The 15,250-nt window shown below is 39.5% G+C and carries 14 protein-coding genes; 4 read left to right on the forward strand and 10 right to left on the reverse strand.

Features of this window, described 5'->3' with window-relative positions:
• Nucleotides 1-141 precede the first annotated feature (141 nt).
• The gene (locus tag TP70_RS07735; RefSeq protein ID WP_044360767.1) at nt 142-657 is read left to right on the forward strand and encodes a hypothetical protein; all 516 of its coding nucleotides are present in this window, start codon (nt 142-144) and stop codon (nt 655-657) included.
• 47 nt (nt 658-704) lie between these two features.
• Here the strand turns inward: TP70_RS07735 and TP70_RS07740 are convergent, their stop codons facing one another.
• A complete protein-coding gene (locus tag TP70_RS07740) occupies nt 705-1,055 on the reverse strand; it encodes a DUF2200 domain-containing protein (RefSeq protein ID WP_044360768.1) in 351 nt (116 codons plus the stop codon).
• A gap of 104 nt (nt 1,056-1,159) precedes the next feature.
• Nucleotides 1,160-4,180 carry a YhgE/Pip domain-containing protein gene (locus TP70_RS07745; RefSeq protein ID WP_044360769.1) on the reverse strand — a complete coding sequence of 1,007 codons (3,021 nt, stop codon included), beginning with the start codon at nt 4,178-4,180 and terminating at the stop codon, nt 1,160-1,162.
• Between the two features lie 256 nt (nt 4,181-4,436).
• On the opposite strand from TP70_RS07745, the gene TP70_RS07750 reads away from it, so the two are divergent.
• On the forward strand, nt 4,437-6,461 hold the full coding sequence (locus TP70_RS07750) for an amidase domain-containing protein (RefSeq protein WP_044360770.1): 2,025 nt from the start codon (nt 4,437-4,439) through the stop codon (nt 6,459-6,461).
• 80 nt (nt 6,462-6,541) lie between these two features.
• Here the strand turns inward: TP70_RS07750 and TP70_RS11825 are convergent, their stop codons facing one another.
• The 4 genes from TP70_RS11825 to TP70_RS07770 form a co-directional block, all read right to left on the reverse strand.
• On the reverse strand, nt 6,542-7,435 hold the full coding sequence (locus TP70_RS11825) for a hypothetical protein (protein ID WP_052502894.1): 894 nt from the start codon (nt 7,433-7,435) through the stop codon (nt 6,542-6,544).
• 130 nt (nt 7,436-7,565) lie between these two features.
• Nucleotides 7,566-8,285 carry a MerR family transcriptional regulator gene (locus TP70_RS07760; RefSeq protein WP_044360771.1) on the reverse strand — a complete coding sequence of 240 codons (720 nt, stop codon included), beginning with the start codon at nt 8,283-8,285 and terminating at the stop codon, nt 7,566-7,568.
• A gap of 29 nt (nt 8,286-8,314) precedes the next feature.
• Nucleotides 8,315-9,280, reverse strand: coding sequence for an alpha/beta fold hydrolase (locus TP70_RS07765; protein ID WP_044360783.1), 966 nt, complete (start codon nt 9,278-9,280; stop codon nt 8,315-8,317).
• Between the two features lie 201 nt (nt 9,281-9,481).
• Nucleotides 9,482-10,408: an ABC transporter substrate-binding protein gene (locus TP70_RS07770; RefSeq protein WP_044360772.1), complete on the reverse strand. Its 927-nt coding sequence runs from the start codon at nt 10,406-10,408 to the stop codon at nt 9,482-9,484.
• Nucleotides 10,409-10,651: 243 nt separating this feature from the next.
• Between TP70_RS07770 and TP70_RS07775 the strand changes: the two genes are divergently transcribed.
• On the forward strand, nt 10,652-11,002 hold the full coding sequence (locus TP70_RS07775) for a zinc ribbon domain-containing protein YjdM (protein WP_044360773.1): 351 nt from the start codon (nt 10,652-10,654) through the stop codon (nt 11,000-11,002).
• 65 nt (nt 11,003-11,067) lie between these two features.
• On the opposite strand, the gene dhaM is transcribed toward TP70_RS07775, so the two are convergent.
• The 3 genes from dhaM to dhaK are packed head-to-tail and all read right to left on the reverse strand — an operon-like array spanning nt 11,068 to nt 12,985.
• Entirely contained in the window at nt 11,068-11,427 is a 360-nt protein-coding gene (gene dhaM, locus TP70_RS07780; RefSeq protein WP_044360774.1) for a dihydroxyacetone kinase phosphoryl donor subunit DhaM, read from the reverse strand.
• Between the two features lies 1 nt (nt 11,428).
• A complete protein-coding gene (gene dhaL, locus TP70_RS07785; protein ID WP_044360775.1) occupies nt 11,429-12,004 on the reverse strand; it encodes a dihydroxyacetone kinase subunit DhaL in 576 nt (191 codons plus the stop codon).
• Nucleotides 12,005-12,016: 12 nt separating this feature from the next.
• Nucleotides 12,017-12,985: a dihydroxyacetone kinase subunit DhaK gene (dhaK, locus tag TP70_RS07790; protein WP_044360776.1), complete on the reverse strand. Its 969-nt coding sequence runs from the start codon at nt 12,983-12,985 to the stop codon at nt 12,017-12,019.
• Nucleotides 12,986-13,483: 498 nt separating this feature from the next.
• On the opposite strand from dhaK, the gene TP70_RS07800 reads away from it, so the two are divergent.
• Entirely contained in the window at nt 13,484-14,266 is a 783-nt protein-coding gene (locus TP70_RS07800) for a YiiX/YebB-like N1pC/P60 family cysteine hydrolase (RefSeq protein WP_240626984.1), read from the forward strand.
• A 121-nt stretch (nt 14,267-14,387) separates the two neighbouring features.
• Here the strand turns inward: TP70_RS07800 and deoB are convergent.
• A partial coding sequence (deoB, locus tag TP70_RS07805; RefSeq protein ID WP_044360778.1) for a phosphopentomutase occupies nt 14,388-15,250 on the reverse strand: 863 nt, incomplete at its 5' end.

Genomic DNA, 15,250 nt, shown 5'->3' on the forward strand with positions numbered 1-15,250 from the left:
TTATATCATAATCTACAAATGCGCCTCGTCTCTTTTTTGACACATCCCAAACGTTATCTGAACGGTCGTACGAGTTATGCTTGTATTTCACCGACAAGACGCTATACTATGAGTAAACGACACGATAAAGAGGTATACAACATGCAAAAATTAATCAACATCCTAGTCATTCTCTTCATTATTATCGGCATGGTCTTTTTCGGTGCGAAAGCTATCAGCAGTGATCATCATGCACCACAAGAAACACAATCTAAAAACGATGCTAACAAAGAAAAAAGTGACAAAGAGAAAAAAGAAAAGAAGCAAACTGCGAAAAAGAAAAAAGCTGAATCTGAAAATAAAGAGGCACCTGTTTATGATGAAAGTCTTTCACAAGAAGCAACATTGCCAACGGAACAGACTGAAATTATAGAAGCTGAGGAAACGCCGGTTGAAAATGTCCAACAACCAGACACAACTTATACACCACCTGTTCAACAGGCACCTGCTTATACACCACCGCAAAGCTATGTTCCACAACAAGCGCCAAGTAACCAGCAGATAAATTCATCAGAGCAATCTAACAATGCTTCTAACAATCAATATGGACAACAGTCCAATGATGCATCAGCACAATCATTACAAAATGGCGACCAAACAAATAATTTCAACCAATAATTCAAAAACCCTATCGGACGTATTTGCGCCAATAGGGTTTTGTTATGTTAATCATTACGGAATATTTTCTCCAGTGTCTTACCTTTTGCTAGTTCGTCAATCATCTTATCTAAATAACGAATTTCTTGCATAAGTGGTGCTTCAATTTCTTCTACACGTACACCACAAATAACACCTTTAATTTTTTGACGGTTCGGATTCATCTCGGGTGCGTGATCAAAGAAATCTTGAAATGTCGTTTGTGCTTCTAAATGTTCTGTTATCTGTTCTGCTGTATAACCTGTCAGCCATTGAATGATGGCGTCTACTTCTTCTTGTGTACGCCCTTTCTTCTCCGCTTTCTTAACATAGTGCGGATAAACACTCGCTAAAGGCATCGTATAAATTTTATGTGTCATGCTCAATACCTCCCAAACGCAGTATATCATTTTATATGTAATAGTAGAAAACGCCACCTACTAAGGAAATAGTAGATAGCGTCAACATTTTTATATCATCCGATTTACTCAAAGATATTACTTTTTTCTGCTCTTTCAGCAAGTCGATGTACGATTGGGTTTAAATATGGCTTGCCGAGAATACCAATTAAGAAAAAGATAACACCAAATAAACCGAGCATGGATAGTTTGTGTATTAAAATTTCTGGTACAGGTCCACCAACCGCTTCACGTAAGGCATCGATACTGTATGAGAACGGTAAAAACGGGTGTAACTTTTGGAAAAACTGTGGTGTTACTTCAATTGGGAATGTCCCACCACCGCCGGCAATTTGAAGCACTAGTATAATAATGGCAAGTGCTTTACCCGGGTTTCCTAATACAGATACGAGTGTATAAACGATAATCGTGAAAATCATCGCCGAGAAAAGACTAATGGCAATAAACAACGGTACAGATTCAACCGATGCTTTCAAAATCACAATATCGCCGACTGATACGATAAATGACTGAATCAAACTCATCATCATGAAGATCCCCATTTTTCCTAAATATGTTTCTCGAATTGTTAGGTAAGGTTTTAAATCTTCATGTTTATTGTGTACGCTAAGCAAACTAACGAGTAACAATGTCCCTACCCAAATTGCTAGCGCTGTATAGAACGGCGTACTGGCTGAACCGTAGTCTTTCACAGGGAAAATGTTATGCTGATCAATCTCAATCGGTTTCGCAATAACTCCTGCTTGTTTTCTCAGATCATTACGTAACAAGTCGATAATATCTTCTATCGTGTTATCCTCATCTAATTGATTAAAAACCTTCTCTGCTTTGACTAAATCTTGCTCAACTTTTGGCAAGTCATTACGTGCAAAGTCCGCTAAGTTGCTTAATGCACGTTTGGCTTTTGGCTGATTCTCATCTAGCAGCGCATTTAACGTATCATACTTCTCAAATGCTTCTGGTAACTTCGCATTGACAGTATTCGTCGCTTTCGCAATATTCGCTTCTAATTCTGGTAAGTCATTGCGTACAAAATCAGCAGCACGTGCAACACTACGCTTAAACTCTGGATAATACGTCTGCGCAATAGACATCGCATGATTGTATTTCGCCTCAATCGTCGGTAAAACATCTCGCAACTGCGTTAAGCGTTCGTTCGCATCCGACAAAATCACTTGCCCATTACGCACGATATCTTTTGTCGTCTGCAATTTGTCTTGCACCGTGTCAATCGTTGCAGCACCATTGTCCAACGCTGCACCAACGCGTTTTGAAACATCCAACAGTGCATTCGCAATGTCGTTTTTCACCGTTGTGCTTGTACCCTTCAAACGTTGTTGTAACGCGTCCAATGCGTCAATCACATCTTGTGCTTCCGCTTTACCTGTGTTGCCAGATGCTATCGCGTCCTGCAAAGCATTCAATCGCTTCGTCATCGCTTTAATCTCTGCTTGTGTCTGTTTAAGTTGTTCTTGTTGTGCCGTTAAGTCGACACCTTCCGATTGCTCAATCTCAGCTAACCAGTCACGATAATCACGTAATGTCTTACTCGTATGATTCATACGTGCAATCAAATGTGACAACGGTTGTGTAAACGTATCAGGTTGGTTACTGCTCAAAATACCAAAACTGATATTCTTCGCCGCATCCAAATCCTGCTGTGTCCCCTCAAGCTGTGATGCCATCATGTCATTCACGCCTTGTAGTGCATTGCCATAGTCTTTACCCATCGTTGTCGCTTCATCTGCTGTGATGACTTGGCCGTCTGGTAAAGGCGTCATATTACTATCCATCTGTGTACTCAATGGTACAACTTTATATTGTAATCCTTGTGTACTTTGAGGCGTCACTTGTACGTTACTTTGATTTTGATTTAATCCATTTTGTAACGCTTGATTAACCCCTTGTTGTGCCTGATTTTGAACGTTGTTTTGATTTGCATTACCATTCAATTGTGGCACATTCGCCCCATTTATAAGGTTACCATTTTGACTTAAATTCGGTTGTGTCGGCTGAGATGGTTGTGTATTCGCTTGATCTTGATATTGCGTTAAGTTATCCGCAAAACCTTGATTGATGTCTTGTGCTTGTTGAATGCCTTGTTCATAAATATTGATGCGTTGCTCAATCGTTGGTATCACTTGACTTGCTGTATCAAGTGTTTGGAGCCCTTTTTCTGTGCCTGCAATTGCTGTATCGACCCCTTGATTAATTTGTGGAAAATGATCCGGCACGCCACTCGCCACTTGTAATGCACGCTCAATTTCCGGCATATAGTCATTCAGTTTCAATATGAGTTTCGCGCGTTCATTAATAGCAGGAATACTTGCATTCAACTGATTAAGTTTCTCTGCAGCAGTCACCGCTTCATCTTTGTAACTACCTAAATGACGAAATCTATCGGCATAATTATCAATCGTTCCTTGGTTTTCATCAATATAAATAATTGCTTTGCGGAATTTTTCAATTTTCGGTAAAGCTTTGTAAGCTGCATCAACACCATCACGTATTTTATTATACGTCGGCAATTGTTTTTCAATTTCAATACCTAAGCGATTGGCCTCTTCTAACAATACTTTCGTGACAGCTTTATCAAAACTTTCATTCGCCTTTTTCACAATTTCACTTGTACCCGCATCCGTCATCTTAGGTGCTATCGCATTAAGCTTTTGGTTCACTTTGTACGTAACTTTTGCTTGTTGTGGATCTTTTCTCAATGTACCTGTAATTTGATGCGAAAACTGCTTAGGAATATACATCGCTGCATAATACTTTCCTTTATATAACCCTTTGTCCGCTTTTTCTCGGCTCACGAACTGCCAATCGAAATGATCATCTTTGTGTAACGTCTCTTCTATTTTATTTCCAACATTAATCTTTTTGTCACGCACCATATCCCCTTCATCTTCATTCACAACGGCAATTTTAATATTACCTGTGTTGGAATAAGGGTCCCATGTTGCTTCAAGGTTGAACCATGCGTAAAATGAAGGCAAAATAGCAAGACCTGCTAACAGTATGAGTGCGCCCGGTGCTTTACCTATCCTTTTGAGATCTGTTAAAAAAAGCTTAAACGCCTGTTTCATTTTTTCCACCTCAATCTATAAAACCTTTACAATATATCCTTCAACTTTATTAGTTATTTTTGGTTGACACATATCAACTAACTATGTAACCTAACTAGTATACAATTTCACATCCAATTTGTACACTCGGAGCCATTCTTTATTGTACATAGATTAATTACCCCAAATGCATAAGGGGCGAGGCTAACGAAAGTTATTGAGAAAAGGCACTTTCTGCCCGCTCCCACATTTTCGAAATAAATCAGGAGGCACAAACATGAAAGGAAAAGTAATACTCACTGGCTTATTGACGACAGCACTTGTTGCATCTCCTACAACAAGTACTTTTGCCGAAGCTGCCAGTCAAAAAGCACAAACAGCACTCGAACAAGACTTAACAACACAATCAGACGATGCACGTATAGATGACGCTTCAAACATCACATCAACAGAAGATGACACGGCGACGGACAACGAGAAACCCGTATCGAAACAACGCGATAAACAAAAAAAGCACACATCTCACAAAACAACACATTCTAAAATGGAAAATCAAAAAGACATTGATTCACCATTGATTATGGATGCATTTGACCGTTGGCTTTACAGCACTGCAACAGGTAACGTCAATACGTTCAACGATGCGCCGTCTTCAGCATTACCTCAAAGTGACACGCCACAAGATGCAACGTTGGGGACACAAAGTACATCACAGTCAAATGTTGAACCCACGCCAGCACCAAGTTTATCTACAGATGAACGTGACTTTTTCGACAATCTAAACGCCATTTTGAACGAAGAAACACCGTTTGATGAAATGATAGCATCTGACGAACTGACAACAGAAGATGAAACGGTGGAAGATACAGAAAACGTTGATCAAGCGGCACAAACGGATGATGTTGAGACACAAACAGACGAAGATACGCCTTCAAAAACGACGTCAGACGAGGAAACTGAGACGGATAAAACACAAGATGAGACTGACACAGATGTGTCTCAAGATGATATAACAGAGACAGACGAACAGACGGATAACACAGACGACACGACGACAGATGACACACCAACTGATGACACGAATGCAGCAACTCAGGAAGGCGAGACATCTGTCAAAGATGATGTGATGATCGAAGCTTTGTTAGATGAATATAGCGACAAAGCTGAGAAGACAAAGACGCAACACCAAAAAGCGCAAAGCGCGAAACGTACGTCTGACAATCCGCAAATCCCGGCAAGTCATACGTACAATGGCTCACGACAACAAGCACCCGCCCAAACATTTGATGACTTGCCGAAAGACGCACCAATGCGTCAGACGACATGGTTCCAAGAACGTCCGTCTGCGCATAACGGGGACGATACTGGTGCGGTCGCTGATATACGTGTCACACCGAACCAGTCGACACGTGCGTTTATCAATGAGATTGCACGTGACGCACATCGCATTGGACAAGAAGAGGATCTATATGCGTCCGTCATGATTGCACAGGCGATTTTAGAATCTGATTCAGGGCGCAGTGCTTTGGCACAGTCACCGAACTACAATTTATTCGGCATGAAAGGTGCTTATCAAGGTCAAAAAGTTGGGTTCAATACACTTGAATCAAACGGAAAAAATATGTATCAAATTCAAGCAAATTTCCGAAAATATCCAGACAAAAAAGCCTCTCTTGAAGACTATGCAAAATTAATTAAAGACGGCATTGATGGCAACCCTACGATTTATAAAGGTGTTTGGAAAAGCGAAAGCAGCAGCTATCGTACGGCCGTTACAGAACTCGTCGGCACATATGCGACAGACCCTAACTACGATACAAAGCTGAAACAACTCATTCAAACATATGACTTAACACGCTTTGACCAGAAAAAAATGCCAAAATTATTAGAGGCAGATATTGTATCCAATGGAGAAGACATCAGCGGCAACGGCTTTAAAGCTTTCCGTACAACAGGCAGCTCACCATACCCACAAGGACAATGTACGTGGTACGTCTACCATCGTATGGCACAATTTGGAAAATCTATTGCCGGAAATATGGGAAATGCTGGAGAATGGACAAGCTCAGCACATCAAAAAGGCTACAAAGTGACAGATCGTCCAACAAAACATAGTGCAGTCGTCTTCCAACCTGGGCAACTTGGTGCTGACAACTACTACGGTCATGTTGCCTTTGTCGAACAGGTACGTAGCGATGGCTCCATCGTTATTTCAGAGTCCAACGTTAAAGGCTTAGGCGTTATTTCATACCGTACGATTGATGCAACAAGTGCACAAAATTTAGACTATATCGTCCGTTAATACACACATTGAAAATACAACTTCATACACATCAATTAAGGGTTGGGCATTCGCGTCCAACCCTTTTTATTTGATTTAGGCTATTGTGCTGGCTTAATTTGTTGACCGCGTGGATCTAATTTAACGATTTTTCCGTCTTTCACTGTATAATATCCCGCGACGTCGCCTGTCTTTTTATCACGGAATGTCACGGTCCATCCTTTTTCATCAATTTGTAACGTTGGATCCCAGTCATAATGGTCTGTATCGAGTGGTTGTCCTTCAAATTCAGCAATTTTTTCATAAACTTGCGTGCGATAACGTGCATGGGTTACTGCTTTCTCGCCTTGTTCGCTGTAATTATCTAGTTCGAACTTTAGCTGCTCGACTACTTTTTGATAGTCTTCGCTGTTTTGATACGTATCATACAGTGGTGCCAAATCAAATTCTACAGAAGTCTCGGCTAACTCTTTATAGTCCATTAACGCCCCTTGTGTACCACCTACCATACCACGTGTATCTGATACACCCATCACTGTGGCAAAATTACTTTTAGGTGTCGTCAACGTATAAAATTTCATGCCAGACGGTGCATTGTTCATATCAAATGCCGGTTTAATCGTTACTTTCTCTAAAGGACGCGTTTCTTTCTGATATCCTTCATATTGATACTGCTCGTTCACAATATCTTGCGCTGTAATAGATTTATCCGCAATATCGTCTGCAAAAAATAACAATGCGACACGCTCTCGCTCAGTAAGTTGTTCAAAATTGGGTGCCTGTTTAGACGTTTGTTCATTTTTCTGTTCTTTGTCTTGTACATCATCATGTTCTTTTTTGTCGCTATTTTTCGTTGTTTCAGCCTTTTTCTTCTGCTCGGTTTTCTCTACTGGCTTATTCGAATTCCCTTTTTCTGCTTGCTTCTCCATTTGTGAACCACAAGCTGTCAAAAATAGTACTACCATCCCAGTGACAAGTATCTTGAAGTTTTTCATATGGATGCCCCCTTGTTTCTTTTCACTCTTTTTCCCTAATTTAATGGCTATAATCAAAAAAGATGTAGCAACCAACACGTCTTTACAACAAACGTTTGTGATACTACATCTTACAATAAATCTTATTCATTTAATGTGGCTCGTATACTTCAACACAATACCCAGTAAATTCACATGAGGGGCATGTTAAATGGCGTGTTGAAGGTGTATGACGTGCTAAAATAAATTGACGCATCGTTGGTACAAAGACATGTTGACAGTTTGGACACATATACTTCACCTGATGATAATAATCATGCGTCAAATAATAGGCAATGCCGACACTTGTCCCTAATCCTAGCAATGGATACGTAGGTGTTCCTAGTTTTGTCCCTACCCATATACCTGACCACAAGCTTAACGTTCCAATACTCGCCAACCCTAATGATTTAACTCTTAACGGTTTCAGATGTTCATTTTTCATAAGCATACGATCCATTTCTTGTAATTTAGTAATAGATGATTGCGACGTTTCATTTATCATGCGTTGCATCGCTTGAATTTGTTGATACTGCGCTTGTTGTTTCTGAATCGTTTGTTCTAACGCTTTACTTTTTTGATCCAATAGTAAGCGGACCGTATCAAGCGTGCCTTCCGCTGTGAGCAGTGCTTGAATTTCTTTCAACTGCATACCGAGTGTTTTCATCAATACAATTAGTTGTAGCTTCTCCACCTCGTGTTCAGTATATACACGATAATTGTTATGATCGACATAAGCGGGTGGGAGCACCCCTTTTTCATCATAATACTGTAATGTTCTCGTTGAAATATCGAACATTTTCGCTATATCACCTATCGCATATGTTGTCATGGACCTTCACCTCCTACTTCCGTTATAGACTATGACGTCGCGTGACAGTCAACAATTTCATGCATCATTTTTAAAAATTTATCACGCTCATCCATAAAAGGTGCGTGTGCACTATGTTCGAAAAAGTAATAATGCTTCTCTTTAGATTTTACTGCTTCAAATAATTCTCGGCTATCGACATCCGTTGTTTGTAAATCATACGCACCTTGTATTAAATAAAATGGCACCGTTATTTCCCGGGCAATTGTCATCAAGTTCGTCTCAACCATCTCCGTCGTCAAATGTTCAAATGCTGACAAACTGCCTCTTACAATATTGACACGCTCTCTTAACGTATAATAGGGCGTCGACATCATTGCACGAAACATCTTAAACACGGAATAGCCATGGATTGAAAAGCCACCTTTATAACGCTCTGTATAGCGCGCCCTTACCTTGTCATAATATTTATCTTTATTAAAGTAACGCCCAAGATTGACACGTTGTAACGCAGACACAGCTTGCTGATTATCTTCCTTTTTCGCAAACTTTAATAAACGTTGCAAGATGACACGCTCGTTGTGATACACATCCCCCAGCTGTCCAACACCAATATATGCCGCAATCCACTCAGGTCGTCTATGTGCAAGAATGGCACCGATGATCGTCCCAAAAGAATGACACATTAAAAAAACTTGTTTTCTATGATAATGATGACATAAATATTGAATCAGCCATTCCGCATCTTGTATCACTTCTGCCATTTTGACAGGCTTTTTCGTATAAGACATCCCTGTCCCTCGCTGATCCCAAAAGACGACCGTATAATGTGATGTTAAATCAATATCATGCGCACGAAAGAATGGATATAACGGAAACCCTGGCCCACCATGTACGACTAACAAAATGGGATTCGCAAAATTGCGTGTCTCAATAATCACACCTTGCTTTACACCGTTAATCGTTAAATATTGTTTTAAAATCCGCTTGCCATTCTGTTCATAATAGCGTTTCATACGGTCACCCCATTCCTGTCGCTGCGTGAGCGCTTTATATGCATTCTGCCTTTCAAGCCCTAAACGCACATCTCACACCTTCTTATTACATATAGTATAAAACATATTGGTGCAAAACAGGAATGGCGTGCATCTTAATTTATGGCAATGCATAAAAAAATGGACACATGCGTAATGCCACATGTGCCCGACGTTATAGTCTTATTTCATTTCTTTCAATGCTTTATAGAAAATATCGCGTTGTTTTTCAAGAGAAATTGGATCATTGTACTGTGTATCTAAAACATCTAATGTAATGACACGATTATTTTTCACAGCATCTAGGTTTTGCCAGTAATTCGTATTTTGGAATTCTGGTGTTGTGTCACCTTGTTGTGCAACGACGGCAATGTCACCGATGTAATCGCCAAATGTTTCTTGGCTAATTGGCGTTGCAAAGTTATCTTTCGTTTTTTCTTTCAACATTTCCGGTTGTTTTAAGCCGTATCCACCGTAAATGATTTCAGTGCCACGACCGTAATGATCACTGAATGCCATAATGCCTTTTGGTGTCTGTTGAACAACAGAAGCCGTTTTACCTTTCAATAATGGCACTAGTTCTTTTTTATCTTTCGCCATTTGTTTATCCCAATCTTTCAACCATTGTTCTGCTTTTTCTTCTTCACCAACAAGTTTCCCTAACTGTTTAGTTGTTTCACGGTACTGAGATTTATTTGAGTCAAAGAAGACAGTCGGTGCAATTTTTTGAAGTTTTTTCGCATTCTTATCTTCCACTGTTGCGATAATTAAATCAGGTTTTTGTTTTGCCACTTGTTCAATACTTGTGCCATCAATACGTTCAATGCCTTTTGTCGCATCATCTAACACCTTATTTTGTTCAACATATTGAGACACTGCCACTGGCTTGTGACCGAACTTCACTAACGCACCAACATAAGTTGGATGTAACACGGCAATACGTTTTGGATTTGTCGGTACTTTTACTTTCTCGCCATTGTCAGAAGTAAATGTCTGCTCTGTCGCTTCTTTGTTACTCGCTTTCTTATCATTTTTTGCGCCTTGTTCGTTTGACCCACAAGCTGCCAAAAGTAATAACATACACACGCATAAAACCAATAACCTTTTCATCTATTTTCTCCTCCATCATTTTAATTGATAATGATTATCAATTATATCATGAAAACGCCATCTTACAATTACTTTCGAGATAAAATAAAGTTTATGCTATTTTTCTATAAAATGGATATTTTCTTTGCTAATACAACTTTTTCAGCATAGTGCATCGCAAATTCATGCAACCTGCACTAGTGATTTTTAACGCAGTATGCTAGATTAGTAGTATCAAATTAAGAAAGTAGGTCTCAATATATTATGACGACAGCCTTACCAAATTGCCCAAGTTGCGGATCTGAGTATACATACGAAGATGGCGCTTTATACGTATGCCCAATGTGTGCACATGAATGGACTGCTGAATCTGTTGCTGAAGCAGAAGAAGCTGCGATTGTGCGTGACGCTAATGGTAACATCCTTCAAGATGGCGATACTGTAACAGTTATCCGTGATTTAAAAGTAAAAGGAAGTTCTAATGCGATTAAACAAGGGACAAAAGTGAAAAACATCCGCCTTGTTGATCCAGAAGACGGCCATGATATCGACTGTAAAATCCCTGGTTTTGGTCAAATTGGCTTAAAATCAGAAGTGGTTAAAAAAATTAACTAATATGATGCATAATAATAGCCATTGGCTTAGTCTTATGACTACACGCCAATGGCTTTTTCACTTATTTAAAATTCGTCATTCACTGCACCTATGACCGCATCAATGTCGTTACCTGTTGAGATTGCAACTGCCGCAATAAAGCTACCTTCTACAATCGGTGCTGTGACTTTTTCAACACGCTGACTGCCGGCATACATTTCAAGTGCCATATCCAAGTTCATTTCTGATGAGCCAATGTCAAAGAAACATACCGCATCATCTTCCAAACTTTCAATTGCCGCAAATATCGTGTCGAAAGATGTCCCAATTTCTCCATTATGACCGCCTACTGCAATTACTGAAACACCCGGCGCCATTTGTTCAAGGAGTTGTTGTGTTCCGAGTGCAATATTTTCACTGTGACTTACAAGTACAATACTTGTCATCCTACTCATCTCCAATCAAAGCATTCAAAATATACACGCTACTTTGTGCACCTGGGTCCATATGCCCAATTGACTCTTCCTTGAAGTATGCAGCACGGCCTTTTGTTGCTTCTAACGCTTTCGTATCTTCCGCATAACCTTGCAATACATCTAACGTTACCGTTTCGCCATTTTGAACAGCCTCACGCGCACGATCAATAACGTCAAACATCGTTTTCTCGCCACGTGTGACTTTACCACGTTGCGCAATCGCTTCTGCAAAGGCATTTAACAACACACCCAATTGTTCACGATTCATCTCATCTTGTGCTACTTGTGACATCTTCACAAAACTAAAGCCATATAATGGACCTGATGCGCCACCTACATTTGACATTAACGTCATACCAGTAGACTTCAATAAGTTTGCCATTGAACTATCGTCCAGTTTATCTGTCAACGCTTCAAAACCACGTAACATGTTGACACCGTGGTCACCATCGCCAATGGCACGGTCTAACTCTGTTAATGTTTCTTCTTCCGCTTTAAATGTTTCTGTTAATGCAAGCAAACGTGCTTTTAAAGTTGCTGTATTCATCACAATCTCTCCTTAATTATTGAAATAACGACTTTCTGTTGATGCTTTCAATGCAGTTAATAAGGTCGCATCATGAGGTGCTAATGTAATTGAAAAACCTTGCATATCCAGCGCTGTCATATAGTCACCTACAAGCCAATGCGTCACTTTTTTACCTTGCGCAATCAACTGTTCTGACACATATTTTGTCATAATTTGCAATTCAGAAAGTGGTGTGCCGCCCATACCATTCAACATCACAATCACTTCTGTTGCGTCCACTTCTGCAACGAGACGTGTAACAAGGCGTTGTGCAATGTTTTCCGCACTTTCAACTGTTGTACGTGTAATCCCACGTTCACCGTGAATGCCAATACCGATTTCCATTTCGTCGTCTTCAATATCAAAGCCATATTTACCCGTCGTTGGGACTAATGGTGGTGTCAAAGCCATACCGATTGAACGGACACCAGACAATAATGCTTCTACTTTTTCTTTTATCTCAGACAATGCGACACCTTGTTCAGATAAGTAACCTGCATATTTATGTACAAGCACTGTTCCCGCAACACCGCGACGCTTCTCAACATCTTCAATCGCAATATCATCTGCCACAACAACCATTTCTACGGCGATATCCTCCATTTGCGCAAGCTCTTGTGCCATTTCAAAGTTCATGACATCTCCCGCATAGTTTTTCACAATTAAAAGTACGCCATCGCCATTATCGACTGCTTTGATTGCTGCTAAAACTTTATCTGGTGTTGGCGATGTGAAGACTTCCCCACAGACTGCCGCATCCAACATACCTTGTGCCACATAGCCTGCGTGTGCCGGTTCATGACCACTGCCACCACCCGATACAAGTGCCACGCCTTTTTGTTTTTTCTCTGTGCGAACAACGACCGTGTCTTCTACAACATCGACGTCTGGGTTCGTCAATTTCAAACCTTCAAGCATATCTTTCAAAAAATGTGTTTTATCTTGAATTAACTTTTTCATGTACGTCACCCTTTCTTTTTACAACAATAGTATAACGCTTTCTTTTGAATTTGAATAATATTTCACAAGCATTGTTTGTAAATTTAAAAAGTAATAGAAACATGCTAATTTTCGCTAATAACTGGAATTTACACATCATTTATTTCTTGGTGATATACCATAAATAACTAAATAGAAAACAGCAATCATAACAAAGTTTATTAATCCTAAAATCAAAGAGAAAATAGTAGTTGAAAAAGGTTTAAAATAATTTGAACTGTTATAGATATCCATAAATAAATGGGCACACATCAATGATAATAAAATACCTATCACTCTAGTGACTAATATCAAATAACTACTTTTAAATTTGTATTTAAACAAAATAAGACTGACAACAATAGAAATGAATACGTAGGGAATATAACCTAACAATGACCTAAAAGTATAATCAATATACATACCTATAAATTCTATTGGCAACAAAACAATCAATAAATAGATGGCTCTAAATTTCATTTGTATAACTCTTTCTTTCGATATTTATCTTTTAATTCTAAAGTATATATCGTAATATTAAAAGTAATATTAAAATCAAATAATGGGAGATTTTATAAAAAAATAACAATTATTTTTCTCACTTTATTTTTAACACTTGCATATGTGCTGCCTTATTTTTCTAACTCTGTATTAGCTAATGAAGAAACCAATGACTATCAAAAATTGCAACAAGAAGGTATCTTAGATAACTCTATTACCGAAAATCACTGGACTCAATTCATGCAGGAAAGCAAGCTCGCAGAACAATCTTTGGAAAGTGAGCCTGATGGCATCTCTGTTAGATCGGCCTTCCACTTAAAACCTGGAGATGTACTAATTTCTAATGCAACTAGTTCCAGAGGACTAACAGGACATGCTGCAATCGCTATAAGTAACAATGATGTTTTACACATACATAGTGTTGGGCATCATCCTAGTGTCCATAAATTTTCTTGGTTCAAACAAAGATACTCTGGAAAAGGTAAGTGGCTAAAAATTTATCGTTCTAAAAACACTAAAGCTGGAGCTAAGGCTGCGGCGTGGGCAAAGAGGAATTATGTGGGCAAAAAATACAACTATGGTATTAACACAAAGTTAGCCTCTAAAAACCCTACGTATTGTTCCAAAATTGTTTATCAAGCCTATAAATATGGTGTTAGTAAAAATTCTATATTTGATCCCGGATCACATATAATTGCCCCTTATGCTTTACCAAATATCTCATCAAATGCTTATAAATTAGTAAGGGTTAAAACTTATTAATTTTCTTCCTAATTCCAAAAACACTTCAAAATATATGTGGTTTCTTAAATAGAACGCATGATGGCACAATTAAGACTATAACATCATAATTGTGCCATCCATTCAACATTTCATATTTATATTACTTCAATTCATTTAAATAGCTACGGCCAAATTCCGGCAACGTTACGCCAAAGTTTTCAGCGATTGTGGCGCCGATAGAACTGAATGTTGTATCGCCGTCTAATGCTTTACCACCGTTAAATTTCGGACTGTAGAACAACACTGGAATGTATTCACGTGTGTGATCCGTGCCGTCTGCTGTCGGGTCATTCCCATGGTCCGCTGTGATAATCAACAAGTCGTCCTCACGCATGTTGTCGAACAGTTCTGGTAAACGTTCGTCGAAATCTTTCAACGCTTGTGCGTATCCCGGCTTGTCTCGACGATGTCCGTATAACGCATCAAAGTCTACCAAGTTCAAGAAGCTTAAGCCCTTGAAATCTTTCTTCACAACGTTCATCAGCTGATCCATGCCGTCCATATTACTTTTCGTACGAATCGCTTCCGTCACACCTTCACCATCATAGATGTCGTTGATTTTACCGATCGCAATAACGTCATAATCAGCATCTTTCAATGTATTCATCACAGTGCGACCGAATGGTTTCAATGCGTAGTCATGACGGTTGCTTGTACGTGTGAAGTTGCCCGGTTCACCCACATATGGACGTGCAATAATACGGCCAATCAAGTACTTTGGATCTTTCGTCAATTCACGTACTTTTTCACAAATGTCATACAGTTCTTCAAGTGGAATGATGTCTTCATGTGCTGCGATTTGTAACACAGGGTCTGCTGATGTGTAGACAATCAAGTCGCCCGTTTCCATTTGATGTGCGCCCCACTCGTCAATAATTTGTGTGCCTGACGCTGGACGGTTCGCCACAACTTTGCGTCCTGTTAAACGTTCAATTTCTGCGACTAACTCGTCTGGGAACCCGT

Origin of the sequence: Staphylococcus microti (genome assembly GCF_000934465.1) — a bacterium.
GTDB lineage: Bacteria > Bacillota > Bacilli > Staphylococcales > Staphylococcaceae > Staphylococcus > Staphylococcus microti.